This is a genomic window from Nocardioides sp. NPDC057767 (assembly GCF_042798275.1).
Classification (GTDB): Bacteria; Actinomycetota; Actinomycetes; order Propionibacteriales; family Nocardioidaceae; genus Nocardioides.
The window spans coordinates 60,988-82,579 of the sequence record NZ_JBHVKJ010000013.1; the positions used below are offsets into that span (position 1 = coordinate 60,988).

General features: G+C 69.3%; 25 protein-coding genes and 3 tRNA genes. 11 read left to right on the plus strand and 17 right to left on the minus strand.

Features of this window, described 5'->3' with window-relative positions:
- Positions 1-2 precede the first annotated feature (2 nt).
- Complete coding sequence (locus ACFVDI_RS09130) at positions 3-914, minus strand: cupin domain-containing protein (protein ID WP_378903231.1); 912 nt, start codon at positions 912-914, stop codon at positions 3-5.
- A 73-nt stretch (positions 915-987) separates the two neighbouring features.
- Here ACFVDI_RS09130 and ACFVDI_RS09135 point away from each other — a divergent pair, with 73 nt between their 5' ends.
- Positions 988-1,776, plus strand: a complete 789-nt coding sequence (locus ACFVDI_RS09135) for an NAD(P)H-binding protein (RefSeq protein ID WP_378903234.1) — start codon at positions 988-990, stop codon at positions 1,774-1,776.
- Positions 1,773-2,204: an anthrone oxygenase family protein gene (locus ACFVDI_RS09140; protein ID WP_378903237.1), complete on the plus strand. Its 432-nt coding sequence runs from the start codon at positions 1,773-1,775 to the stop codon at positions 2,202-2,204. Before ACFVDI_RS09135 ends, ACFVDI_RS09140 begins: the two co-directional genes overlap by 4 nt.
- Here ACFVDI_RS09140 and ACFVDI_RS09145 read toward each other — a convergent pair.
- Complete coding sequence (locus ACFVDI_RS09145) at positions 2,201-3,553, minus strand: serine/threonine-protein kinase (RefSeq protein ID WP_378903240.1); 1,353 nt, start codon at positions 3,551-3,553, stop codon at positions 2,201-2,203. The genes ACFVDI_RS09140 and ACFVDI_RS09145 overlap by 4 nt on opposite strands.
- A 17-nt stretch (positions 3,554-3,570) precedes the next feature.
- Between ACFVDI_RS09145 and ACFVDI_RS09150 the strand changes: the two genes are divergently transcribed.
- Entirely contained in the window at positions 3,571-4,389 is an 819-nt protein-coding gene (locus tag ACFVDI_RS09150; RefSeq protein ID WP_378903243.1) for an APH(3'') family aminoglycoside O-phosphotransferase, read from the plus strand.
- A gap of 834 nt (positions 4,390-5,223) precedes the next feature.
- On the opposite strand, the gene ACFVDI_RS09155 is transcribed toward ACFVDI_RS09150, so the two are convergent.
- Together ACFVDI_RS09155 and ACFVDI_RS09160 are read right to left on the minus strand one after the other, a co-directional pair.
- Complete coding sequence (locus tag ACFVDI_RS09155; protein WP_378903246.1) at positions 5,224-5,994, minus strand: hypothetical protein; 771 nt, start codon at positions 5,992-5,994, stop codon at positions 5,224-5,226.
- An 11-nt stretch (positions 5,995-6,005) separates the two neighbouring features.
- A complete protein-coding gene (locus tag ACFVDI_RS09160) occupies positions 6,006-6,677 on the minus strand; it encodes a serine/threonine-protein kinase (RefSeq protein WP_378903249.1) in 672 nt (223 codons plus the stop codon).
- Positions 6,678-6,756: 79 nt separating this feature from the next.
- Between ACFVDI_RS09160 and ACFVDI_RS09165 the strand changes: the two genes are divergently transcribed.
- Positions 6,757-7,668: a tyrosine-type recombinase/integrase gene (locus tag ACFVDI_RS09165; RefSeq protein WP_378903351.1), complete on the plus strand. Its 912-nt coding sequence runs from the start codon at positions 6,757-6,759 to the stop codon at positions 7,666-7,668.
- 114 nt (positions 7,669-7,782) lie between these two features.
- Here the strand turns inward: ACFVDI_RS09165 and ACFVDI_RS09170 are convergent.
- Positions 7,783-7,855, minus strand: a tRNA-Arg gene (locus tag ACFVDI_RS09170).
- Positions 7,856-7,962: 107 nt separating this feature from the next.
- Between ACFVDI_RS09170 and ACFVDI_RS09175 the strand changes: the two genes are divergently transcribed.
- On the plus strand, positions 7,963-9,036 hold the full coding sequence (locus tag ACFVDI_RS09175; RefSeq protein ID WP_378903252.1) for a LuxR family transcriptional regulator: 1,074 nt from the start codon (positions 7,963-7,965) through the stop codon (positions 9,034-9,036).
- A gap of 47 nt (positions 9,037-9,083) precedes the next feature.
- On the opposite strand, the gene ACFVDI_RS09180 is transcribed toward ACFVDI_RS09175, so the two are convergent.
- The 3 genes from ACFVDI_RS09180 to ACFVDI_RS09190 all read right to left on the minus strand — a co-directional run bounded on the left by ACFVDI_RS09180 (position 9,084) and on the right by ACFVDI_RS09190 (position 10,051).
- Positions 9,084-9,239, minus strand: a complete 156-nt coding sequence (locus ACFVDI_RS09180; protein WP_378903254.1) for a hypothetical protein — start codon at positions 9,237-9,239, stop codon at positions 9,084-9,086.
- Positions 9,240-9,419: 180 nt separating this feature from the next.
- Positions 9,420-9,513 (minus strand) — tRNA-Ser (locus ACFVDI_RS09185).
- A 43-nt stretch (positions 9,514-9,556) separates the two neighbouring features.
- A complete protein-coding gene (locus ACFVDI_RS09190) occupies positions 9,557-10,051 on the minus strand; it encodes a hypothetical protein (protein WP_378903257.1) in 495 nt (164 codons plus the stop codon).
- A 90-nt stretch (positions 10,052-10,141) separates the two neighbouring features.
- Between ACFVDI_RS09190 and ACFVDI_RS09195 the strand changes: the two genes are divergently transcribed.
- Positions 10,142-10,447, plus strand: a complete 306-nt coding sequence (locus tag ACFVDI_RS09195) for a hypothetical protein (RefSeq protein ID WP_378903260.1) — start codon at positions 10,142-10,144, stop codon at positions 10,445-10,447.
- 3 nt (positions 10,448-10,450) lie between these two features.
- Here the strand turns inward: ACFVDI_RS09195 and ACFVDI_RS09200 are convergent.
- The 4 genes from ACFVDI_RS09200 to ACFVDI_RS09215 form a co-directional block, all read right to left on the minus strand.
- Positions 10,451-10,538, minus strand: a tRNA-Ser gene (locus tag ACFVDI_RS09200).
- Between the two features lie 42 nt (positions 10,539-10,580).
- Positions 10,581-10,811, minus strand: a complete 231-nt coding sequence (locus tag ACFVDI_RS09205; protein ID WP_355021828.1) for a biotin/lipoyl-binding carrier protein — start codon at positions 10,809-10,811, stop codon at positions 10,581-10,583.
- Positions 10,812-10,862: 51 nt separating this feature from the next.
- Entirely contained in the window at positions 10,863-12,656 is a 1,794-nt protein-coding gene (locus ACFVDI_RS09210; protein ID WP_378903263.1) for a hypothetical protein, read from the minus strand.
- Between the two features lie 85 nt (positions 12,657-12,741).
- Complete coding sequence (locus ACFVDI_RS09215; protein WP_378903266.1) at positions 12,742-13,518, minus strand: carbon-nitrogen hydrolase family protein; 777 nt, start codon at positions 13,516-13,518, stop codon at positions 12,742-12,744.
- Between the two features lie 23 nt (positions 13,519-13,541).
- Between ACFVDI_RS09215 and ACFVDI_RS09220 the strand changes: the two genes are divergently transcribed.
- From ACFVDI_RS09220 to ACFVDI_RS09230, 3 genes are read left to right on the plus strand one after another with little or no spacing between them, the layout of a single operon-like run.
- Entirely contained in the window at positions 13,542-14,111 is a 570-nt protein-coding gene (locus tag ACFVDI_RS09220) for a molybdenum cofactor guanylyltransferase (protein ID WP_378903269.1), read from the plus strand.
- 52 nt (positions 14,112-14,163) lie between these two features.
- Positions 14,164-15,138 (plus strand): NAD(P)H-quinone oxidoreductase, encoded by a 975-nt coding sequence (locus ACFVDI_RS09225; RefSeq protein ID WP_378903271.1) that lies wholly within the window; start codon positions 14,164-14,166, stop codon positions 15,136-15,138.
- A gap of 14 nt (positions 15,139-15,152) precedes the next feature.
- Complete coding sequence (locus ACFVDI_RS09230; RefSeq protein WP_378903273.1) at positions 15,153-15,743, plus strand: bacterial proteasome activator family protein; 591 nt, start codon at positions 15,153-15,155, stop codon at positions 15,741-15,743.
- On the opposite strand, the gene chrA is transcribed toward ACFVDI_RS09230, so the two are convergent.
- Positions 15,740-16,873: a chromate efflux transporter gene (chrA, locus tag ACFVDI_RS09235; RefSeq protein ID WP_378903276.1), complete on the minus strand. Its 1,134-nt coding sequence runs from the start codon at positions 16,871-16,873 to the stop codon at positions 15,740-15,742. The two genes, ACFVDI_RS09230 and chrA, sit on opposite strands and share 4 nt — an antisense overlap.
- A 165-nt stretch (positions 16,874-17,038) precedes the next feature.
- On the opposite strand from chrA, the gene ACFVDI_RS09240 reads away from it, so the two are divergent.
- The gene (locus tag ACFVDI_RS09240) at positions 17,039-17,254 is read left to right on the plus strand and encodes a hypothetical protein (protein ID WP_378903279.1); all 216 of its coding nucleotides are present in this window, start codon (positions 17,039-17,041) and stop codon (positions 17,252-17,254) included.
- A gap of 266 nt (positions 17,255-17,520) precedes the next feature.
- On the opposite strand, the gene ACFVDI_RS09245 is transcribed toward ACFVDI_RS09240, so the two are convergent.
- From ACFVDI_RS09245 to ACFVDI_RS09255, 3 genes are read right to left on the minus strand one after another with little or no spacing between them, the layout of a single operon-like run.
- Positions 17,521-18,099 carry an NUDIX hydrolase gene (locus tag ACFVDI_RS09245; protein ID WP_378903282.1) on the minus strand — a complete coding sequence of 193 codons (579 nt, stop codon included), beginning with the start codon at positions 18,097-18,099 and terminating at the stop codon, positions 17,521-17,523.
- Between the two features lie 10 nt (positions 18,100-18,109).
- Positions 18,110-18,439 (minus strand): YnfA family protein, encoded by a 330-nt coding sequence (locus ACFVDI_RS09250; RefSeq protein WP_008355251.1) that lies wholly within the window; start codon positions 18,437-18,439, stop codon positions 18,110-18,112.
- The gene (locus ACFVDI_RS09255) at positions 18,436-19,071 is read right to left on the minus strand and encodes a histidine phosphatase family protein (protein WP_378903285.1); all 636 of its coding nucleotides are present in this window, start codon (positions 19,069-19,071) and stop codon (positions 18,436-18,438) included. Before ACFVDI_RS09255 ends, ACFVDI_RS09250 begins: the two co-directional genes overlap by 4 nt.
- Before the next feature lie 127 nt (positions 19,072-19,198).
- Here ACFVDI_RS09255 and ACFVDI_RS09260 point away from each other — a divergent pair, with 127 nt between their 5' ends.
- Complete coding sequence (locus ACFVDI_RS09260; protein WP_378903288.1) at positions 19,199-20,152, plus strand: helix-turn-helix transcriptional regulator; 954 nt, start codon at positions 19,199-19,201, stop codon at positions 20,150-20,152.
- A 21-nt stretch (positions 20,153-20,173) separates the two neighbouring features.
- On the opposite strand, the gene ACFVDI_RS09265 is transcribed toward ACFVDI_RS09260, so the two are convergent.
- Positions 20,174-21,544, minus strand: a complete 1,371-nt coding sequence (locus ACFVDI_RS09265; RefSeq protein ID WP_378903291.1) for a cytochrome P450 — start codon at positions 21,542-21,544, stop codon at positions 20,174-20,176.
- Positions 21,545-21,592: the final 48 nt, after the last annotated feature.

Here is a 21,592-nt window from a genome sequence, read left to right on the forward strand (position 1 = left end):
CGTCAGGCGGCGTGGCGGCTCCGGAACGAGGTCGGCGAGGTGCCGTGGAGGCGCTTGAAGGCGGCGCTGAGGGCGAACGGACTGGCGTAGCCGACCCGCGCGGCGATCGCCGACAGGGTCAGATCGGTGCCGACCAGCAGGTCGGCGGCCAGGGCGAGCCGCCACCGGGTCAGGTACGCCAGCGGTGGCTCACCGACCTGCTCGGTGAAGCGCCGGGCCAGGGCGGCGCGGGACAGACCGACCTGTTCACCGAGGCCGGCCACCGTCCAGGGCAGCTCGGGGTGCTCCTCCATCGCACGCAGGACCGCGGCCACCGCCTCGTCGGCGGGAAGAGCCGGGGAGGCGGAGAGCACCTCACGCACCGCCTTCACCAGGAGTACGTCCAGCAGCCGGTCGAGCACGGCGGTCTGGCCGGCCTCGTCCCGCGCCAGCTCCATCGACAGCAGGTCCAGAACGGCCGTGTCGAAGCCGCGCAGCACCACACTCGTCGGCAGCCGGGACAGCAGCAGCGAGCCCACCGACGTCTCCCGCTCGTAGGTCCCGATGAGCATCACCGTCGAGTCCGGCGAGCGGCTGTTCCCCCAGGTGCGTACGCCCAGCGCCAGCTTCTCGTCCAGCAGCGCCCCGTTCGGGTCGACGCAGACCTGGCCGGGAAGGATCCGGATGTCGGCGGGGCGGTCGGCCGAGTCGGCGATGACGTAGCTCGCCGGACCGCGGCACACGATCACGTCACCGGCGCTCACCTGCTGCGGCCCTTCGCAGCCGGTGAAGACCGCCTCGCCGCGCGCGATCGCGACGACTGTGAGCGGCGCCTCGTCCTCGGCCGTGATCGACCACTCCCCGGCGAAGACCGCCTTCAGCAGGAAGGCCCGCTGGGCCCGCGGGCCGTCCAGCAGCAGATCCAGTGACGACATGGTGAGACGATAACGCATCCTACCTGGAGTCGTACGTATTCCATCGTCGCTCAAGGCCGAGCACATTAGAGGCATGACAACCCTCATCACCGGCGCCACCGGCAAGACCGGCCAGCGTGTCGTCCACCGCCTCCAAGCCCTCGACCACGACGTACGCGGCGTCACCCGTCACTCCACCCCTCGGTTCGACTGGCACGACCGGACCACCTGGTTCGAGGCCGTCGCCGGCTGCGAGTCGGCCTACCTGACCTTCCAGCCCGACCTCGGCCTGCCGGGCGCGGACGAGATCATCGGCGCGTTCGCCGCCGAAGCGGTCGCCGCGGGCTGCCGGAGGCTCGTGCTGCTCTCCGGTCGCGGAGAGGAGGGTGCCGAGCGCGCCGAGAAGGCCCTGATCGCCTCGGGCGCCGACTGGACGATCCTTCGCTCGGCCTTCTTCCTGCAGAACTTCACCGAGGGTGCGTTCGCGGACGAGCTGGCCGCCGGGTCGCTCACCATGGTCGAGCACACCGTCGCCGAGCCGTTCGTCGACGTCGACGACATCGCCGCGGTCGCCGTCGCGACCCTCCTCGACCCCGGATATGCCGGCCGGGTGCTGGAGCTCACCGGGCCGGAGCTGCTCACCTTCGAGGAGGCTGCGCGCGCCGTCGGCGGGCCGACCGTCGCCTACCGCCCCGTGCCGACCGAGGACTACATCGCGACGCTGACCGAGGCCGGGCTTCCGGCCGCGGACGCGGCTGGGCTGGCGTACCTCTTCGAAGAGGTTCTCGACGGACGCAACGCCTACGTGACCGGCGACGTCGAGGCGGTCCTGGGCCGTGCCGCCCGCAGCATCGACGGTCTCGACAGGCGTGAGCGGCGATGAGCGAGGTCGTACTGACCAGCGCACGGCTGCTCAACGGCGTCACCGCCGGCATCTACATCGCCTTCCTGGTCGCGTTCATGCCCGCGTTGCACGGTCAGCCCGACGAGGTCTATGCACGGGTCATGAACCGGCTCAACGTGGTCATCGTCAACCCGGTGTTCCTGGCCTTCTTCCTCGGTGCCCCGCTGCTGGCCCTGGTCCTCCTCGGCTGGCACCGGACGCCGCTCTCCGTCACCGCCGCCTGCCTGGCCGTCGCCGCCGTCGTCATCACCTTCGCAGCGAACCTGCCACTGAACGACGCCCTGGCGAACGGCGGCAGCGTGGCCGCGTTCGAGAGGCCGTGGCTGATCTTCCACACCCTGCGGACCCTCACCGCGGCCGGCGCCTTCGTCCTGCTCAGCCTGCCCGGGACGCTCGCTCGGGTCTAGCAGCAGACGACCTGCTGCACCTTGAACAGGGTGTCCTCCTGGCGCTGCATGTTGACGTAGCCCTGGTCGACCCAGACCACCCGGAAGAGCCCGTCCCCGAGGTCCTCGACCCGCCTCTCGCCGCCGGCGTCCAGGTCCTCGAGGATGTGGAAGTAGAAGCCGTCGCCACCGTTGGCGTCATCGGTGCAGTCCCAGGCGGCCGGGTCGTCGAGGTCGGGCATGTAGAGACCCGCGGCCTCGCAGTCACCCGCCTGGAGCGCGTCGACGAACCGTACGGCCGCGGTCTCCGCGCCGCTGACCGGCTGCCCCTCGCCGTTCTCCACTCCGCCGGCCGGCTCCTCGGTCGGGCCACCGCGCACCACGAACCAGGTCGCGGCCCCGCCCAGCACCAGCGCCGCGCAGACGGCGGCCGCGGCGAGAGCGACGTTGCGTCGGCGGCGCACCGGCTGCGGCTGCGGCGCGGTCGGGAACGTCGGCTGCGGGGTCGGGCCCGGCGCCCGAAGCACGGTCCGAGCCTCCGAAGAAGGAGGTACGTCGACCGCCCGTCCCTCAGCCGCGGCGGAGAGTGCGGCAGCGAAGCTGCCCGCGTCCGGCCAGCGGTCCTCGGCCCGCGGCTCGAGGGCGCGCATGATCACCGCCGCCACCGTTGCCGGTACGGGCGCGACCGAGCCGAGCTCGGGCACTCGGGAGACGACCGTCAACGCCGGCGCCGGCGAGCGGCCCGCGAACATCGCCCAGGCGACAGCCCCCAGGCTGCGTACGTCGGCACGATGGTCGATCGGCAGCGTCTCGTCGAACTGCTCGGGCGCCATGTAGGCGGGCGTCCCGATCTGCCTGGTCACCTCCGTGTGCTGGTCGAGGGCACGCGCCACGCCGAGATCGGCGACCATCGCACGCAGCCTGCCGTCGGACCCACCGGCGAGCAGGATGTTGGCCGGCTTCACGTCGCGATGGATGACCGAGCGCACGTGCAGCGCATCGAGGCCGGCCGCGGCCTGTGCCACCAGATCGGCCACGAGCTGCGGCGGCATGCCCTGCGGGTGCTGGGCGATCAGCTCCGCGACGCTGCCCGCGTCGGCGTACGCCATCACGAAGTAGGGCGCACCCGCCGGAGTCTCGCCGATGTCGTGGACGGAGACGACGTGGGACGAGTCGACCGACCGGAGGAACCGGGCCTCCTGCAGGAACCGCTCCCGGATGTCGGCCGCCTGCGTCCACTGCGCACTGAGCACCTTCACGGCAACGGGCGAGTCGAGGTCCGGGTCGTGGTAGAGCCACACCTCGGCGAAACCGCCGGAACCGAGGGGCTTGACCTGGCGGAGGCGCCCGAGGGTCTGGGGAAGGGTCACCGGGACATTATGGAGCCATGTGGGCCGACGTCTCCTGGGTACGGGCGGGGTTGCTGCCCGCCGACGGCGCGAGCTGGGAGGCGGTCACGACCGGCGAGTCCGGCGCCGTCGTGCTTCACGATCGTGGCCGTGGGCGCTTCGCGAAGCTCGTTCCTGTCGCGGACAGGGGTGACCTGGCTGCGGAGCGGGACCGGATCGCCTGGCTCGGCCAGAAGGGCGTCCCGACCGCTTCGGTGCTCGACTGGCGAACCACCGATGACGGCGCATGCTTGATCACCGATGCCGTACGCGGCGTTCCGGCCGATCAGCTCGATGCCGCCGCGCTCCGGCACGCCTGGCCGGCGATCGCAGCCACCGTACGTGACCTGCACGCCCTACCTGCGGCGGACTGCCCCTTCGGCGGAGGACTCGCGTCGATGATGCCCCTGGCGCGTACGACCGTGGCCGAGCACCGGGTCCAGACCGAGTTCCTGCCCATGGCCATGCAGCAGGTCCCGCCGGCACAGATCCTCGGCCGGCTCGAGGACGACCTGCCGCAGCGCCGGCGTCAGGAGGAGAGTGAGCACGTCGTCTGCCACGGCGACCTCTGCTTGCCGAACATCCTCATCGACCCCGACACGATGCGCGTCACGGGCCTGATCGACCTCGGCCGCCTCGGCGTCGCCGACCCGTACGCCGACATCGCCCTCCTGCTGGCCACCGCCCGCGAGACGTGGCCCGACGAGCCCACCGCCCGCCGGGCTGATGACGAGTTCGCCGCGCTCTATGGAGCCGACCTCGACGCGGAGCGACAGCACTTCTATCTCCTCCTCGACCCGCTGACCTGGCCGGCCTGACACTTCGGACCTGGGCCGGCCTGGCGGGGAGCGGGGATATCTGCACAAATGCCGAACCGCCTCTGAATCAGCATCGCGACTGATTCAGAGGCGGTTCCATGTTCTGCGCGCCTGTAGGGATTCGAACCCCAAACCTTCTGATCCGTAGATACCCCCGGGGCGTCCATGGGCGTACGTTCCACGCTCGGGCTCGGCTACCCCGGATCTTCCACCCTCGTCCATATCCGTCCGGCGCTCCTGAAAGCAGAACTGAAAGCAACATCCCCTTCATGCTGGGAGTCCGTATCGCGGGGGCGGAGCGTCACTCATTCCGGCACCCGGCCCCCTTGGCGGGGGTTCGGGGGCTTGCCCCTGACGTACGAAGGCCTGCGCCTGATCCACTCGTCGAGGGCTGGAGAGCGTGCGCCGCTACGGCTGCCCCCGCCCTCGTCAACGGCGAAAGAACCCGGTCGGTGCCATGGCTGAATCCGCGCTACATCGGTCGTTGCCTGACGAGGTACACGACAAGGGCCACGACGGCGATGATCACAGCGGCGGTCGCGGCGATGCCGCCGACGATGAGCAGGAGTGCGTCCATGGCGGAACGGTAGTGGCTCGGCGGGGTCGAGGTTGCGGTAACGGCTGATCGGGTCGGGCAGCTTGTCCGGCTGGAGAGTGAGCGCTTGGTCTACGGACTGGGCGCTCTTCTTCATTTGCGCGGCACGTAGGGGGACCGGCCGCCAGGCCGCACGCCCCCGGAGGCCGCGCTCGCGGCCGAAGGCCGCCTTGAGTCAGTAGAGAAAGTTCTCACGTGTCCAGGCCGCACACGGACCAGCTCGTCGACGTCCTATCGATTCAGCTTCCTCGGTTCGAGTCGCGCCACGAGCGTTTCACGGGTCGCTCCGGGAGCAGGCTGGGCTGTTGCCACTCGCCATTAGCAGCGTCTGCGAACCATCCGATCCAACGATCGATGAACGCATCGGGGTCGTCGCGGTCGAGCTGCTCGAGTGGCCATGCCAGCTGCACGGTCCCGATCACATTGCTGAAGGCGACACCAGCCTCGGCGGGGTCCAGGGAGAACGGCACCACCTTCGGCTGCTGCCCGAATGCGGATGCCATGAATGCAGTCTCGAACCACTGATAACTGCCGCGTTCCTGCGCGTCGCAGTACCACAACGAATGGGATCGGCCTGCCCGCGAGCCCCTCCCAAGTCCCTGAACAACGGAGATCACAGCAGAAGCGATCACATCGAATGGACCCTCGGTCCACGGCGCCTCTTGTAGCGGCATGCTCATCCCAATCTGAGCATTCTTGAGCTTGGCGATGAACGCCATCTCACTTCGAACGTCCACCGTCGCAAGTGGAGCGTCATCGACAATGGCTTGACGCATCGGCGCCCAGAAGGAGGAGAACGAGGAGACGGCAGCCTCATAGAGGTCCTCGCGGCGTTTCGCCTCCGCCGCAGAGGCAGTCTTAGCAAGGTCTTCGGCATGCCTTCGTGCCTGCTCGGCTCTGTTCGCTTCAGCCAATCTGCTTGCACCCGGCGATTGGGGTTCACCGAGCACCTTGCCGAGACGCTGGAGAGCGTTGCTCGCACTCGGCCGCGCTTGCGGCGCTTTCAGCATGCACTCTTCGATCAGAGCACGGAGTCGGGAAGTCCCCCGGAGATCGTGGGAACCGGACTGTGGAGGTGCTGCTCCCGAAAGTCGGGCAACTCGGGACCTTCGAATGGCAGCCTTCCCTCAATCACCTCGAAGGCGATGATTCCGAACGCGTACATGTCCGTGGCCGCCACGGCACGTTCACCGGTCCACTGTTCCGGGGCGCCATAGGCCGGGGTCAATCTGAACTTGTATGTCTCGGGCGCAGTCGTTGCCTCTGCGTAGCGGGATATGCCGAAGTCTGTCAGGCACCAACTGCCGTTGTACCGCAAGATGTTTGGTGGCTTGAGGTCTCGATGAACGATGTCACCGTCGAGGCTTGCGAGCGCAGTCGCGATGTCTCCTAGAACGGCGACCGCTTCCTCCAACTCCAGGGAACCACCATTTTCGGCGAGGTGGCGTGCGAGCGACCTCTCGGCCCTAGGCATGACGACGACCCAATCGTCGCCGACGCGACCGTAGTCCAGCATCGGCACGATGTTGGGTCGACCGTCAGCGGTCAGGCGGTCCGCTATCAGGAGCTCCCGGTCGGCACCCGGCACAACCTTGATGAACTTCGCCACGGCGTCTTCACCGGCTTCGTTTGTCGCCAGGTAGACCTGACCGAAACCCGCAGGGTCTGCGTCCGTCAACGGCTCGCCCGCCACGCTGTCCGGCTACCGCCAGATGATCGAAATGTACGTAATCCCGAACATCGGGCACATGCGGTTGCAGTCCGTCCGGCCGATGACGCTGACAAAGTTGTACGTCGACCTGCTCGACCACGGCGGCAAGAACGGCCGTGCGCTCTCTCGTCGGACCGTCGACTTCGTACACGCCACACTGCGGAAGGCGCTCAACGATGCGGTCCACGTCGAGGGTCTGCTTCCGAGCAACCCCGCCATTCGGGCCAAGCGACCGAAGGCCAAGCCGAAGCAGGTGCACGACGTGTGGGACGCTGCTCAACTCCGCGTCTTCCTCGGCCTGGTCGAGAATCACAAGTGGTTCGCGCTCTACCGTCTCGCGGCCTACTCGGGTGCTCGCCGGGGTGAGCTGCTCGCTCTCAAGTGGGCTGACCTCGACTACGCCGACAAGTCGATGCGCATCCGTGCCTCGGCTGGCATGGTCGAGAACCAGCGCTTGGAGGGCTCCACGAAGAGCGGGCGTGAACGGCGGGTATCGCTCGACGACGTGACCCTTGCCGCACTCAAGGCTCACCGTAAGCAGCAGATGAAGGACCAGGCGGTTGCCGGTGAGGCCTGGGAGGACACGGGCCTGGTCTTCGTCAACGGGCTCGGCAAGCCGATCTACCCGACCTCGGTCTACGCGCGTCTGGTTCAGGCCGTCGATGCGTACAACGAAGCGAACAACGCCAAGCCCGAGGACGAGCGTGGTCCCGTTCTCCCCTCGGCTCGCTTCCACGACCTCCGCCACGTTCACGCGACCCTGCTTCTCAAGGCTGGGGTTCCGGTGCACGTGGTGGCCGCTCGCCTCGGGCACGCTGACCCCTCGGTCACGCTCCGGGTCTACGCCCACGTCATCCCCCAGCAAGCCGCCGAGGTCGCTGACCGGTTCGCCCGGCTCCTAGACGACGGCGACGACGCTCCTGAAAGCAGCCCCGAGGACGACACCGACGACGACTCAGCAGAGGGCCGCTGACGTGCTGCTGAAAGCAAATGTGAAAGCAAGCGCCCTTATCTCGGGGCTCCTTGCGGATATGAAGAAGGCCCCTCACCGGGCTTATCGCCTGGTCAGGGGCCTCTTCGTGTGCTGCGCGCCTGTAGGGATTCGAACCCCAAACCTTCTGATCCGTAGTCAGATGCTCTATCCGTTGAGCTACAGGCGCAGTGTTACCGAAGCAACGTGTAGAAGATTAGCGGAAGATGGTCCGTGACCAGAAATCGCCACGTGTGAGAGGATCTGGCGCTAGCCACAGCATCGGGGAGGTGGAGCGTGAGCAAGCGTCAACCCACGCCGTCCGGCGAGGAGAAGAACGTGACCGACGAGGGACGCGCGCCCAGGACGCGTGCACTGCTCGAGGCCAAGGGCATCGAGCTCTTCGAACTCATCGCGAATCAGGGCGGCATCCCGGTATCGGACCCACGGGTCAGCGAGAACGGGGAGTACGCAGGCGCTTTGGCAGCGCTCGAGGAGCTGGGGCTCGTCCGCCATCCCGACGAGGCGCCGGACACCTGGTTGACCGTCGATCCCGCGACCGTGCAGGCCCAGGTCGTCACGCCCATGACCCAGGAGGGGATCAGGCTCCTCCAGGAGTCGGCTGAGTGGGCCAACGACTTCACCGCCCTCCACAGCGCGTGGCGCCGCTCGACTCCGGCCGATCAACGTGGCGGTGGGATCACCAATCTCCACCGGCCACAGATCCAGCCCTACATCGATTCTCTGGTTGCGGAATGCGAATTCGAGGCGCTCACCGCACAGCCACAGGCAACGCGTGATCCCAGCGTGCTCGCGGAAACCGCCCGCAAAGACGCCGCGCTCCTCAGGCGCGGCGTGAAGATGCGGACGCTCTACCAGCACGCGGCGCGTCGCCATTCCGCGACCCGGGACTACGTCGTCGCGGTCTCACAGGCGGGAGGCGAGGTCCGAACACTCGACGAGTTCTTCAACAAGATCCTCATCTTCGACCGGCGGGTTGCGATCATCCCGGGACCCGACGGGATCGACACGGCCATAGCAGTGCGGGAGCCTGCGATCGTGGCCTATTTGGTCGACGTCTATGAGCGATCGTGGGAACGAGCCCGTCCCTTCTCCGCAGCGGACACCTCGACGATGAAAGAAGTGGCCGGCGAGCAGCGGTCGATGACCCTGCGGATGCTGATCGAAGGGCATTCCGACCCTGCTGCATCGAAGCGCCTTGGCGTGAGCCCACGAACGTATGCCGGCTATGTCTCCGACCTCAAGGACGAGTTCGGCGCGGACACCCGGTTCCAGCTGGGCTACGAGATCGGCCGCAGCGATGCCGAGACCGACAGGTTGGGCAACGCTACGCCTCCACCGCGCGACTGATGCCGGTGAACATGTGAAAATTGATCACCGGCATCGGGTGCCGCACATCACCAGCTGGTGTCGGCCTTCCCAGCGACCCAGCTGGTGTCAGCCTTGGTGATCCAGCTGGTGTCGGCCTGAGCCGGGGCCGTAGCGAACATGCTGACGACGACCGTCGCGGCGGAGGCCAGCGCAAGAGCCGCCGCAGAGCGTACGAGCTTCATAGTTTTCCCTTCGTGGTCTCGAGGCCGCCGTTGTCGCCGAGAGGCCTACGCATCGAATTATGGTGCCAGCCGCAGAGCAAGAACAACCTTCGTTCCGCTGTACGAACCTCTGCAACGCACAAAACTGCAGGTCAGAACACGTTTGACCCCCAACGAATCGGGGGTCAAACTCAGTGAAACTGGCGGAGGCGGAGGGATTTGAACCCTCGATGGGGTTTAAGCCCCAAACTCGATTAGCAGTCGAGCGCCATAGACCGGACTAGGCGACGCCTCCATACTGCGCGAACAGGCTACAAGACCAGCGCGTCTGGGACCAATCAGGGTGCGTCAGTGGTCCCGGTCGCCTGGTCGAGCGGCTTGATGGTGGCCTTCAGATGGGCCTGCAGGTCGCGTACGAACTGCTCTCGGTCGATGCTGAGGATGGAGACCGGGATCGTGGTCGCGCCGCCCTTCTTGAGCCGCAGCTCAAGGCACGGCGTGCCGGCGGGCATGGTGGTCACGGCCTCTTGGATGTCGGCCCAGCGGGCCTCGCGCACGCCGGCACCCCGCACGAACGCGATCTTGTAGCCCTGGGCGCTGGCGCGCAGGACGTACGCCTTGTTCCGAAGCCACCAGCCGAACCCGACCACCGCGACGACGCCGACGACCAGCGGGACGAAGATCCACGCGAAGTCGATCCGAGTCGCGATCACGACGGCCGTGCCGGCGAAGACCAGGAGCGCCAGGCCGACCACCGCGGCGCCGAGGAGGCGGGCCTGCAGGGCGGGAGCGAGACGGTAGTAGGTGAGCTCTGCGGATGACACGCTCTCCATTGTGACCGACACGGGCGGCCGTAGCCGCATCGGCTTGCTCCTTTACGTGACCTAGGTCACAATCTGCTCATGACAGGTGTGCTTCCCAATATGTCGGATGCTCTTCGGGCCCTGGATACCGCAATCGCCGCTCCCCGTCCCGGGGCCAACGTCGGCCTCTGGCGCTGGTCGGTGCGCCAGCGCCTGGCCGGCGTACGTGAGGCGCTGCTGATCCTCGACAACGGTCAGGAGTGGCACGCCCTCAACGACGTCGGCGCGCTGCGTGACCGCGGCACGCTGCTGAGCCGGCTCGCGGTCCTCGCCGACGACGTGCTCGACCGCACGGATCTCGAGGATCTGCTCCTCGAGCTGCGCCGGTTGATGATCGACGTGGATCGGCACCTGCAAGAGGTCTGACTCTGGCAGAGGGAGCGGGATTCGAACCCGCGGTAGGTCTCCCTACGACCGCTTTCAAGGCGGTTCCGATCGGCCACTCCGGCATCCCTCCATGTGCCCGAAGGCACGTCGCCGAGTGTAGTGCGCCTGAGGCTCAGGCGCTCAACTCGACGAGAACGTCACCCTCCTGGACGACGTCCCCGCTGGCCACCTTGACCGCCACCACGGTGCCAGGCGCCTCGGCGAGGACCGGGATCTCCATCTTCATGGATTCCAGAAGCATGACGGTGTCCCCGACGGCGACCTTGTCTCCGGGCTGCACTCCGACGCTCATGACATTGGCGACCATCTCGGCAGCGATCGTCGTAGGGGTTCTGCGGCTCATAACCCCAGAACGTACGGGTTACCCGACGGTATCCCTAGTCAGAACGGGGCGTCAGAGCAGCGCGTGGGTGCGGCCCGGCTCGGGGCGTACGGCGCTGGCCTCATCGGCCTCACGCGCCGCCCTGCGGCCACCCCCGGCGGCCGTGGAACCGGTGAGCGCCAGGTCGATGCGGATGATCACGAACGCGATCACCAGGCCGATGAGGATGCTGTAGACGACCGAGAGGGCAGCCTCAGCGAGGCCGACATCGGGGTTGAGGAACGTGCTGGCGACCGGTGCGGTGAGCGCGACACCGAAAAGGGAGACCCACCAGCCCTGGCGGCGCCGGGAGCGCATGTGGGTGCCCCAGACCAGCGCCGGGACGCCGAAGAACGCCTGGATCGGGTGCGGGTAACCACCGATGTGGATGCGGCACCAGCGCTGCATCTCGTCGACCGAGTCCATCAGGCCGGTGCTCCCGTAGCGGCGCAGCATCTCGGCGTAGATCAGGGTGAGCGCGAGCATCAGACCGCCGATGCCGACGACGATCGCGCCCCGTCGGCCGAGTCCGTGCAGGCCGGCGCCGAGGCGGTAGACCGCGAAGAAGGCGATCGCGAGCGAGCAGGCAAGCGTGGCGTACTCGAATCGGGAGACCATCACGACCGGCTCGAACCCGAGCGCGGCGAAGCTTCCGAGCGCGGCGATACCGACAGCGATGAACGCCTCCCGGATCGACTTCGGGAAGCGACGCGCGGGGACGGTGCCCATCACGGCGAGGACCGCGGCCACCGACGCGACCAGGACCGCCGCACCCGTACGCAGCGCCTCGTTGTCCACGAGCACCACGACGAGACCGGAAACTGCCGCCAGGGAGCCGAAGATCAGCGGCCGACCACCGGTGCGGTGGGCCAGCGCGAAGGTGAAGGCGGTGCCGACGACAACGGCGCCGAGGCCTCCGAAGATCCGCGAACCCAGGTCGAAGGCGCTGACCGCGAGGCCGAGCAGACCGACGGCGAGTGCGACCAGCCAGATCGCCCGGACCGTGCCGGCGGTCAGGCTCTCGATGATCCCCAGCCCCGCGCGGGCCGCGCCGGCACCGGGCACCCGCGGCTGGGCGAGGAACGAGGTCACCTTGGCGGCGGGACCGGGACGGCCGGAGGACTCCGCCTCGTAGGGCACCGACGGCTCGTAGACCGGCTCGAGGTGGCCCGACTGGTAGGAGTCGGTCTGGTAAGAGTCGTAGGAGTCCGGCTGGTAGCGGTCCGGCTGGTGAGCCGGCTGCTGGATGTGGGCCGGTGTCTGCGGTGGTGTCTGCACCAGGCCGGGCATGACCGTGTAGGTGCCCGTCGTGGAGTAGGCAGGCGCTTGCCTGGCGCTCGGGGGCGGCGCGGTCGGACCGCTCAGCGCGGGCTCCGGCGTGGGCGCGGGCCGGACCGGCGCGTCCGGATAGGCACCGGTGAACCCGCCTGCGCCGTAGCCACCGCTGACGGGAGCCGGGGGCTCCGGTGAGGTCAGGCGGGCGCGCTTGCCCGTGTAGCCAGTCGGCTCGTCAGGCTGCTGCGACTCGGCGCGCCCGGCGATCCGGCGGCCACCGCCCGGGGTGGGCGGCGGCTCCGGCGGCGGCTGGCGGTCGTCGTACCACGTCTCGTCGGCCCAACCGGTCTGGTTCCAGTCCTGGCTGTTGCTCTGGCCGTCGAAGGGCTGGCCGGTGTCGTGGTAGCCCGACCAGTCGTCCTCCGCCCACTGGTCATACGCCAGCGCCTCGCTCGAGGTCGGCTCGACATATGCGGGTGTGGGCTCGCTGCGACCGGCTGCACGACGGCCACGCTTGCTCTTGTCAGCGCGACGGCGGGGGGCTCGGTCCATAACAGGCGAGGATACCGGGGAAGGGGTGAACCTAACGAGTCATCGATATCCGTTTACCGCCGTGACGAGGAGTTGTTGACCAGCGTCACATTCTGCGGTTGACCAGGGACGGGTTGGTGCGCCGCGCCTCCTCGAGCACGGCCCGATCGATCGTCGCGGAGACGACCTCGTCGCCGTCACCGGCCTCGGTCAGGACGTCCCCGAGCGGGTCGACGATCATCGAATGACCGCAGTAGCGAGGCGTCGACTGGGCGGCGGCCGCGACGAAGACGGTGTTCTCGATCGCGCGCGCACGCACGAGGGTGCGCCAGTGGTCGACCTTGCGCGGACCGGCCACCCACGCCGCCGGGAGCACGATCAGCTCGGCGCCTTGATCGACCAGGCTCCGCGCGAGCTCGGGGAAGCGCAGGTCGTAGCAGGTCATCAGCCCGGTGGGCACACCACCGATGTCGACCACCACCGGCTCGATCGCGCCCGCGACCAGTGCGTCGGACTCCTTGTAGCCGAAGGAGTCGTAGAGATGGATCTTCCGGTACGCCGCCTTCGCCCCGCCCCGTACGAGCAGCGTGTTGAACGGCCTGCCGCCAGGATCGCCGCTCGTCTCGAGCATGCCGGCCACCACCGTGGCCCCGCGCTCCTCGGCCACCCGGGCCACCTCGGTGCCGAACGGCCCGTCCTGGCTCTCGGCGAAGGCGCTCAGGTCGGAACCGGGCTTGCCGAAGTCGCGTGCGAAGACCTCCGGGAAGACGACCAGGTCGCTGTCGCCCGGGGTCAGCTCGGCCAGGAGGGACCGGTTGGCGTCGGGCTCGAGGCCGGAGGCATGCTGCACGAGGCTGATCCGGAGGCTGTTCCACGTGGTCACCTCTCCAGACTAGAGTCCGGGGCGTGACTGCCTGGGACGAATGGGAGCCGTACGCTGCCGTGCTGCTCGCCGGGGGACGCAGCTCCCGGCTCGACGGGATCGACAAGTCCGGGATCGAGCTCGGCGGCCGCACGATGCTGGCCTGGGCGCTGGACGCCGTCGTCGACGCGATGGAGGTCGTCGTGGTCGGCGACGCGGTGCACACCGAGCGACCGGTGACCTTCGTCCGCGAGGATCCCCGCTTCGGCGGCCCGGTAGCCGCCCTGCTGACCGGCGTCGACACGCTCCTGACCCCGCGTGCGTACGTCGGTGTGGTCGCCGTCGACATGCCCTTCCTGCGCCCGCGGACGCTGTCGCGGCTCCGCGAGGCGGCCTTCGGTCGCGACGGCGCCGTGCTCGTCGGGCCCGACGAGCGCCGCCAACTGGCGCTGGTGCTCTCCACCGCGCGGCTCGCCGAGGTCCGCCCGGACCACGAGGGACAGCACGGGATGCCGTTGCGCAAGCTGCTCGCCGACCTCGATCTCGTCGAGGTCCCCTCGGAGGGCGACGAGCACCGCGACATCGACACCTGGACGGACCTGAAGTCGCTCTGAGGAATCGCCGTGGCGCAACTCACCGCTGCCACAGACCCCTAGTGTTGGAGGCATGCGAGCCGTCGTAGCCGAGCAGCCCGGAGGACCCGAGGTCCTCACCGTCACAGACCGTCCCGACCCGGAGGCGGGCCCTGGCGAGGTCGTGATCGACGTCGCGGCCGCGGGGCTCAACCGGGCCGACCTGCTGCAGCGCCAGGGCTTCTACCCGCCGCCGAAGGGTGCCAGCGACATCATCGGGATGGAGTGCAGCGGTGTCGTCTCGGCGGTCGGCGAGGGCGTCGACGAGTGGCGGGTGGGTGACGAGGTGTGCGCGCTCCTGGCCGGGGGTGGCTACGCGACCAAGGTCGCCGTCCCGGCCGGGCAGGTGATGCCGGTGCCCGAGGGCGTCGACCTGGTCACCGCCGCGGCGCTCCCCGAGGTCGCCGCGACCGTGTGGTCCAACGTGTTCATGGTCGGCGGTCTGACCCCTGACGAGACGTTCCTGGTCCACGGCGGGGCCGGCGGGATCGGCACGATGGCGATCCAGCTCGCCAACCAGATCGGCGCCCGGGTGATCACCACGGTCGGCTCGGCGGAGAAGGCCGAGCTGGCCAAGTCGCTCGGCGCCGAGGTCGCCGTCAACTACAAGGACCAGGACTTCGTCGAGGTCGCCAAGGTCTACGGCGGCGCAGACGTCATCCTCGACAACATGGGCGCGAAGTACCTCGCCCGCAACATCGACGCCCTCAACCCCGAGGGCCGGCTCGTCATCATCGGGATGCAGGGCGGGACCAAGGCGGAGCTCGACATCAACGCCCTCCTCCGCAAGCGGGCCGCGGTCATCGCCACCAACCTCCGCGGACGCCCGGTCGAGCAGAAGGCGAGGATCTGCGCCGAGGTCGTCGAGCGCATCTGGCCGATGGTCGAGGCCGGTGAGGTGAAGGCGGTCGTGCAGGACGTACTTCCGCTGGCGGAGGCCGCCGAGGCGCACCGGCTCATGGAGTCGGGCACGCACACCGGCAAGATCCTGCTGACCACCGCGGGATAGGTAGGGTTGAGCGCATGACGCAGGAGCAGACCGGGGAAGTCGTGGTCATCGGACCCGACGGGCAGCCGATCGCGGTGCCCGCCGACGTACTCAAGGACGCCAGCGCGCCGGAGGCCGGCGAGGACGAAGAGCGCGACGTGACCGACCTCGTGGAGCAGCCCGCGAAGGTGATGCGGATCGGATCGATGATCCGCCAGCTCCTCGAGGAGGTGAAGGCCGCCCCGCTCGACGAGGCTTCCCGCAACCGGCTCCGCGAGATCCACCACGCCTCGATAAAGGAGCTCGAGTCCGGGCTCGCGCCCGAGCTGGTCGAGGAGCTGGAGCGGCTCTCGCTGCCCTTCGCCGAGCAGCAGACCCCGTCCGAGGGCGAGCTGCGGATCGCGCAGGCCCAGCTGGTCGGCTGGCTCGAGGGCCTCTTCCACGGCATCCAGACCGCCATCTATGCCCAGCAGGTCGCAGCACGGGCGCAGTTCGAGCAGATCCGCAAGGGCCTGCCGCCGGGCGTGAGCCTCTCCCCCGAGGGCCAGCCCGCCCCCGGCCAGGGTGGGCCCCAGCAGCAGGGTCAGCACGACCACGGTGACTCCTCCGGCGGGCTCTACCTCTAAGGCAGCGGCCCGCCGGCGAGAGCGACGACGACGCCGACCCCTGCCGCGAGCAGGAGCGTGAGAACGACCCCGCGCTTGAACAGCAGCAGGAGTACGCCGGCGGCGGCGAGCACGGCCCACTGCCACCACTCGCTCGTCGCCATCGCCAGCGGGACCGCGGAGCCGAGGATCGCGCCGATCGCGGCCGGCCCCGCACCGTCGAGGAAAGCGCGCGCGAGCGGCGAGGAGCGCAGCGCCTCGAAGTGCCGCCCACCGGCGATGATCATCAGGAACGACGGCCCGAAGGCGATCACCGCCGCGCCCAGCGCCCCGAGGAGCCCCGCGGCGGCGAACCCGACGACCGCGACGGTGTGGACGACCGGGCCCGGCGTGATCTGCCCGAGCGCGACCGCGTTGAGGAACTCCGCGTCGCTCATCCAGCCGTAGCGATCGACCGCGTCGGACTGCATCAGCGGGATGATCACGAACCCTCCGCCGTACGACAGCGCACCGACCTTGAAGGCCGTCCACGCCAGCGGCGCTGCGACCGCGGCGGTGAGTGCTCCCTGGGCCAGGATCGGCGCCGTGAGGACGGACTGGAAGGAGTTCGTACGCCACGGCCGCCGCATCGCGACCTCGACCAGCCCGGCACCGACGAGCACGAGGACCACCCACGCTCCGGTGGTCGCGGCGGCGACGGTGCCGACGACGGCGTAGAGGATCCAACGCGGACGCGACGGCGTCCGCTCGTAGGAGGACGGCACCAGCGCCCACCCGGCCTGGACCGCGACCGCGGCGACCGCCGCCCCTGCCCCGGCACCGGCGCCCAGGACCCAGGAGGGCGGGTCGCCCAGGAACAGCGCCGCCAGGGCGAGGATCAGCACCAGGCCGGGCAGGATGAACGCGAGACCGCCGACCAGCGCACCGAGCGCGCCGCGGACCCGCCAGGCGGTGAAGATCGCCAGCTGCGTCGAGGAGGGACCCGGCAGCAGGTTGCAGGTCGCGATCGCGTCCTCGAACTCCTCCGGCGCCACCCAGCCGCGGCGCTCGACGACGGTCTGGCGCAGCAGCCGGATGTGGGCGGGTGGACCGCCGAACCCGATGATGCCGATCCGGCCCCACTCTCGGGTGATCTCCGCCAAGGACGTCATGACGCGCAGCGTACGGGTCCAGGCGTCCGTTTCTCAGATGTGGATGTTCCGTAACTTCAAAGTGGACGAAAGCCGCGTCATGACCTTGCGCTGGTCCCGTTCCACTCACGTGAAGGCCGCCGGACAACGAACGGCCAGCGCCGCCCGCCGAGAAGAGGAAACACCATGGCTACCACCACGATCACCGCACGACACCGCAGTGACCTGACCGCCGTCGAGTCGATCCGCAACAACATCCTCGACGCCGTCCGCAGCATCCGTAAGAACGACCAGGCCGAGCACAAGCACCGCGGCGGGATGCCGTCCGCCGTCGGCACCACGATGTTCGGCGTCGCCGCCCTGGCCGCCACCGGCATCGTCGCTCTCGGCGTCGTCCGCTGACCATGCGCCTTCATCTTCGGTCCGTCGTCCACAGCCTGAGGCTGTGGGTGGACGCCCTGGGCCTGCTGAGGGGGAGGCCCAGAGCGCGGTCGGGGGGCCGCTTCACGGACTGAGTGTCGTCGCGCGCGCCATCGGGGGATCGGCGCGCGTGACGACACGCGCCAGAGATCTCGTCATACCGAGGGATATGGACGGATCTCGAAAGACCGCAGCCGGCCATCCGTGAGGATGGTCGGCTGCGGTGCTTCCGTGACCGGAACCGGCAGTCAGGCCGGGACCGTCGATTCCTCCACCCACCCGCCGTCGGCCGGATCAGCTGGGCCGGAGGCGGCCGACTCGCGGCGTACGTCGGCGTCCTTCCACAGGTCGAGGAGCACCGCCGGCCAGATCTCCTCGTCGGTCGTCGCGAGCTCCGCGCGGGTCCACCAGCGGTAGGCGGCCATGGTGAGCTGCTCCTCCTCGGTGTGGCCCGCGGTCGAGACCTCGAAGGCCGGCACCCAGCAGGCGAAGAAGAAGTCCTCCTGGTCGATGACCACGTCGCTGTAGCCGTGCACCACGGTCCGCCGCATCGTCGGCCCGACCAGATCGGCCTCGGTGACCCGCAGACCGGTCTCCTCCTCGACCTCGCGCACCGCCGCGGCCACCTCGCTCTCGCCGTCGTCGATGCCACCGCCGGGAGTGATCCACCACCGCAGGCCCGGTATCCCCGGGTCGGAGTCGGCGAAGAGCAGGAGCCGGTCGCGGTCGTCGATCAGGAGTACGCGAGCCGTGCTGCGACTCCGGCGCGGCCGCTCCTCGGGCGGGACGGGGACGAAGGTGCGGGGTGAGTCTTCCTCGGACGCCATGGCCCCATCCTCACCCACGTGGCGCGTACATGATCATGCCCATCCCGGCCAGGCACAGCGCGGCGCCGGCGATGTCCCACCGGTCGGGCCGGTAGCCGTCCATCGCCATCCCCCAGGCGATCGAGCCGACGACGAAGACACCGCCGTACGCCGCCAGGATCCGCCCGAAGTGGGCGTCGGGCTGCAGCGTGGCGACGACGCCGTAGAGGCCGAGCGCGATGAATCCGGCGCCCACCCAGAGCCAGCCGCGGTGCTCTCGCAGTCCCTGCCAGACGAGCCAGGCGCCGCCGATCTCGGCGACCGCGGCCAGGGCGAAGAGCAGGAGCGAGCGGAGGATCAAAAACCGTCGCCGATCAGGTGGGCGCCACCCAGCGGGTCGTTGTTCCACGAGATCGTCGTCCAGCCCTCGTCGGGACCGCCCTCGACGACCGCAAGCCCGGTGTTGCGGATCCGGTTGTCGTCGCCGAACGCGGGCGACTGCGTGGTGCGCAGGCCGGTCCACATCCGGATCGCCGCACCGTGCGAGACGATCGCGACCGTGTCGTCGGGCTCGTGCTGCTTGACCACGGCCTGGACGGCGGCGTCGAAGCGCGCCAGGAACTCATGACCCGCCTCGCCGCCCGGGACCGGGGTCTCGAGCGTGCCGGCGATCCAGTCGGCGAGCGCCTCGAGATAGGCCGTCACCGACTCCTTGTCGGTGGCCATCTCCAGGTGACCCGCGTTGATCTCCTCGAACCCCTCCTGCACCACGACCGGCAACCCGAGCCGGGCGGCGAGCGGCTGAGCGGTCAGCTGCGTACGCACCAGCCGGGAGGCGTACAGTCCCGCGATCCTCTCCCCCACCAGCGCATCCGGCACGGCCGCGGCCTGGGACAGTCCGAGCTCCGTCAATCCGGCGCCGGGGAAAGCAGTGTCGAGCGCCCCCGAGACATTGCTAGGGGTCTGGCCGTGTCTGATCAGCAGAAGTCTCATATGCCGGTAAGGGTACGGGACCACCCCCACCGAGAAGTCGGTTACGACGGACGATCAGTCGCTCACGTCGGCCGGGGAGTCACCGACTAGGCTGAATCCGGACGAACTACTTCCGGGAGCCGCCACGATGGGACATGACGAGAGCCCGACAGCACGGGCGCTGCTCACCCTCGAGCTGCTGCAGTCCTCCCCCGGCATCACCGCCGAGCGGCTGGGCGAGCGACTGCGGGTGACCGAGCGTGCCGCCCGTCGCTACGTCGCCATCCTGAGGGAGGCCGGGATCCCGGTCGAGTCCGAGCGCGGTCCCTATGGCGGCTACCGCCTGGGCCGCGGGATGCGTACGCCGCTCATCTTCACCACGGCCGAGGCGCTCGGTCTGGTGATGGCCCTGCTCGACGGCCACCACGACATCGCCGACGCCACCGGCCCGGTCGGCAGCGCCCTCGGCAAGATCGGCCGGGTACTGCCTCAGTCGCTGGCCGAGACCGTGGCCGCGGTGCGGCGTACGATCTCGGCCGTCCCGGACCAGAGCGCCGTCTCGCCCGACCCGGACATCACCACGAGCCTGGTCCAGGCCTGCGACTCCCGGCGGCGGACCACCATCGCCTACACGACCGAGAACGGCAACGAGCGCAAGATGGTCGTCGACCCGTGGGCGGTCGTGGTGCGCCACGCCCGCTGGTATCTGCTCTGCTGGTCGCACACCGCCGACGCCCGCCGCGTGCTCCGGGTCGACCGGATGGGCGCGGTCGACATCGAGGAGACCACGTTCGTACGTCCCGAGATCGACCCCGTCGCCGAGGTCGAGGAACACCTCGGTGAGGGCTGGGCCTATGCGGTCGAGGTCATCTTCGAGGCCCCGTTCGCGCAGGTCGACCGGTATCTTCCGCGCGTCCTGGGCCGACTCGAGCCCATCGACGACAGCCGCTGCCGTCTCGTCGGGAGCACCAACAGCCCGAGCTGGTACGCCCAGGAGCTCGCCCGCCAGGCCGTTCCGTTTCACGTCGTCGAAGGTGACGAGGTACGCCGCTGCGTCGCCGACCTGGGTCGGCGGCTGCTCGAGGCCGCGGAACCCCGCTGACCCGCGCTGACCAGCGGGGGCTCAGGTCAGGCGCGCGGGAAGGTGGGAGTAGCCGCGGAGGATGCGGGTGGGGTGACGCTCGCGGCCGTCGAGGAGCTTCAGGTCCGGGAAGCGCTCGAAGAGGAGCCGGAGGCCGATCTCGCCCTCCATCCTGGCCAGAGCGGCGCCGAGGCAGAAGTGGCGGCCGCTGGAGAAGGAGATGTGGTCGCGGGCGTTCTCCCGGGTCACGTCGAACACGTGCGGGTCGCTGAACACCGCCGGGTCGCGGTTGGCGGCCGCGAGGATGGTGTTGATGATGGTGCCGCGCGGGATCGGCTCCCCCGCGATCACCGAGTCCCGGCAGGCGACCCTGCCGGTCAGCAGCACCGGCGGGTCGAGCCGGAGCACCTCGTCGGCGGCGTTCGCCCACAACTCGGGGCGATCGCGCAGGATGTCGAGCTGATCAGGGTTGTCGTGGAGCAGCGCGATCCCGTTGCCGATCAGGTTCACCGTGGTCTCGAACCCGGCCGCGAAGACCAGGCCGGCGATCGCGCGCAGCTCGGGCTCGCTGAGCCGGTCGCCGTCCTCACGAACCGCCACGAGCTGGCTCAGCAGGTCGTCGCCGGGATGGGCCGCGATGTGGTCCAGGTGTCCGCGCAGCCAGGTGTCGAACTCCTCCAGCGACGCCTCCATCCCTCGGAAGGTGCCCCAGTCGAGACCGATGTCGAGGCTCAGCGCGGCGCCCTTCCCCATCTCGAGCATGCGCTCGCGCAGCTCGACCGGCACCCCCAGCACCTCCGAGATGACGGTGATCGGCAGCAGTCCGCAGTAGCGCGTGACCAGGTCGACCTCGGAGGCCCCTGACTTCTCCAGGTCGTCGAGAAGCTCGCGGGCGATCTCCTCGGTGCGCCCGCGCAGCCGCTCCACGGCCTTCACCGTGAACACCCGCGTGACGAGCTTGCGATAGCGGGTGTGGGCCGGCGGCTCGGTCGCAAGCAGCGACGGCGGCTGGATCGGGTTGAAGACGTCGCTGGCCGCCCAGGTGCCGGCCTTCGCCATCCACCCGCCGCCCGCGTCGGGCGCGAAGAACCCGGTCACGAAGTCGGGGCTGGTCAGCACCTCGCGGATCACCGCCTGATCGGTCGCGACCTGGCTGAATGCGCCCCGATAGAGCGGCCCCTGCGCACGCACCTCCTCGAAGAGGTCCACCAGGTCGAAGGTGTGCGACCCCGGTCCGCTGAGGATCAGGTCACCCTGGAGGTCGCCCTTCTTCGCGGATCGCGTGATGACCGTACGCGGCAACCCGTGCCCCAGCACCCAGCGCACACCCTGTTTGGCGGTGCGCTCCACCTTGTGGAGCGTCCGGCCGGCGATCCTGGACGTGCGGACCGGCGGCGTGATCTTGAGCGGCATGCGAAACCTCCGAGGCACAGGAACACGTTCCTGTGCAGCGTACGCCGG

Coding starts and splice junctions, on each gene's coding strand:
- ACFVDI_RS09140 (WP_378903237.1), top strand. CDS start 1,773: ATGAGCGAGGTCGTACTGACCAGCGCACGGCTGCTCAACGGCGTCACC.
- ACFVDI_RS09190 (WP_378903257.1), bottom strand. CDS start 10,051: ATGGAGAGCGTGTCATCCGCAGAGCTCACCTACTACCGTCTCGCTCCC.
- ACFVDI_RS09240 (WP_378903279.1), top strand. CDS start 17,039: ATGGCTACCACCACGATCACCGCACGACACCGCAGTGACCTGACCGCC.
- chrA (WP_378903276.1), bottom strand. CDS start 16,873: ATGACGTCCTTGGCGGAGATCACCCGAGAGTGGGGCCGGATCGGCATC.
- ACFVDI_RS09265 (WP_378903291.1), bottom strand. CDS start 21,544: ATGCCGCTCAAGATCACGCCGCCGGTCCGCACGTCCAGGATCGCCGGC.
- ACFVDI_RS09130 (WP_378903231.1), bottom strand. CDS start 914: ATGTCGTCACTGGATCTGCTGCTGGACGGCCCGCGGGCCCAGCGGGCC.
- ACFVDI_RS09225 (WP_378903271.1), top strand. CDS start 14,164: ATGCGAGCCGTCGTAGCCGAGCAGCCCGGAGGACCCGAGGTCCTCACC.
- ACFVDI_RS09180 (WP_378903254.1), bottom strand. CDS start 9,239: ATGAAGCTCGTACGCTCTGCGGCGGCTCTTGCGCTGGCCTCCGCCGCG.
- ACFVDI_RS09205 (WP_355021828.1), bottom strand. CDS start 10,811: ATGAGCCGCAGAACCCCTACGACGATCGCTGCCGAGATGGTCGCCAAT.
- ACFVDI_RS09165 (WP_378903351.1), top strand. CDS start 6,757: ATGACGCTGACAAAGTTGTACGTCGACCTGCTCGACCACGGCGGCAAG.
- ACFVDI_RS09150 (WP_378903243.1), top strand. CDS start 3,571: ATGTGGGCCGACGTCTCCTGGGTACGGGCGGGGTTGCTGCCCGCCGAC.
- ACFVDI_RS09230 (WP_378903273.1), top strand. CDS start 15,153: ATGACGCAGGAGCAGACCGGGGAAGTCGTGGTCATCGGACCCGACGGG.
- ACFVDI_RS09135 (WP_378903234.1), top strand. CDS start 988: ATGACAACCCTCATCACCGGCGCCACCGGCAAGACCGGCCAGCGTGTC.
- ACFVDI_RS09210 (WP_378903263.1), bottom strand. CDS start 12,656: ATGGACCGAGCCCCCCGCCGTCGCGCTGACAAGAGCAAGCGTGGCCGT.
- ACFVDI_RS09195 (WP_378903260.1), top strand. CDS start 10,142: ATGTCGGATGCTCTTCGGGCCCTGGATACCGCAATCGCCGCTCCCCGT.
- ACFVDI_RS09155 (WP_378903246.1), bottom strand. CDS start 5,994: ATGCTGAAAGCGCCGCAAGCGCGGCCGAGTGCGAGCAACGCTCTCCAG.
- ACFVDI_RS09260 (WP_378903288.1), top strand. CDS start 19,199: ATGGGACATGACGAGAGCCCGACAGCACGGGCGCTGCTCACCCTCGAG.
- ACFVDI_RS09245 (WP_378903282.1), bottom strand. CDS start 18,099: ATGGCGTCCGAGGAAGACTCACCCCGCACCTTCGTCCCCGTCCCGCCC.
- ACFVDI_RS09255 (WP_378903285.1), bottom strand. CDS start 19,071: ATGAGACTTCTGCTGATCAGACACGGCCAGACCCCTAGCAATGTCTCG.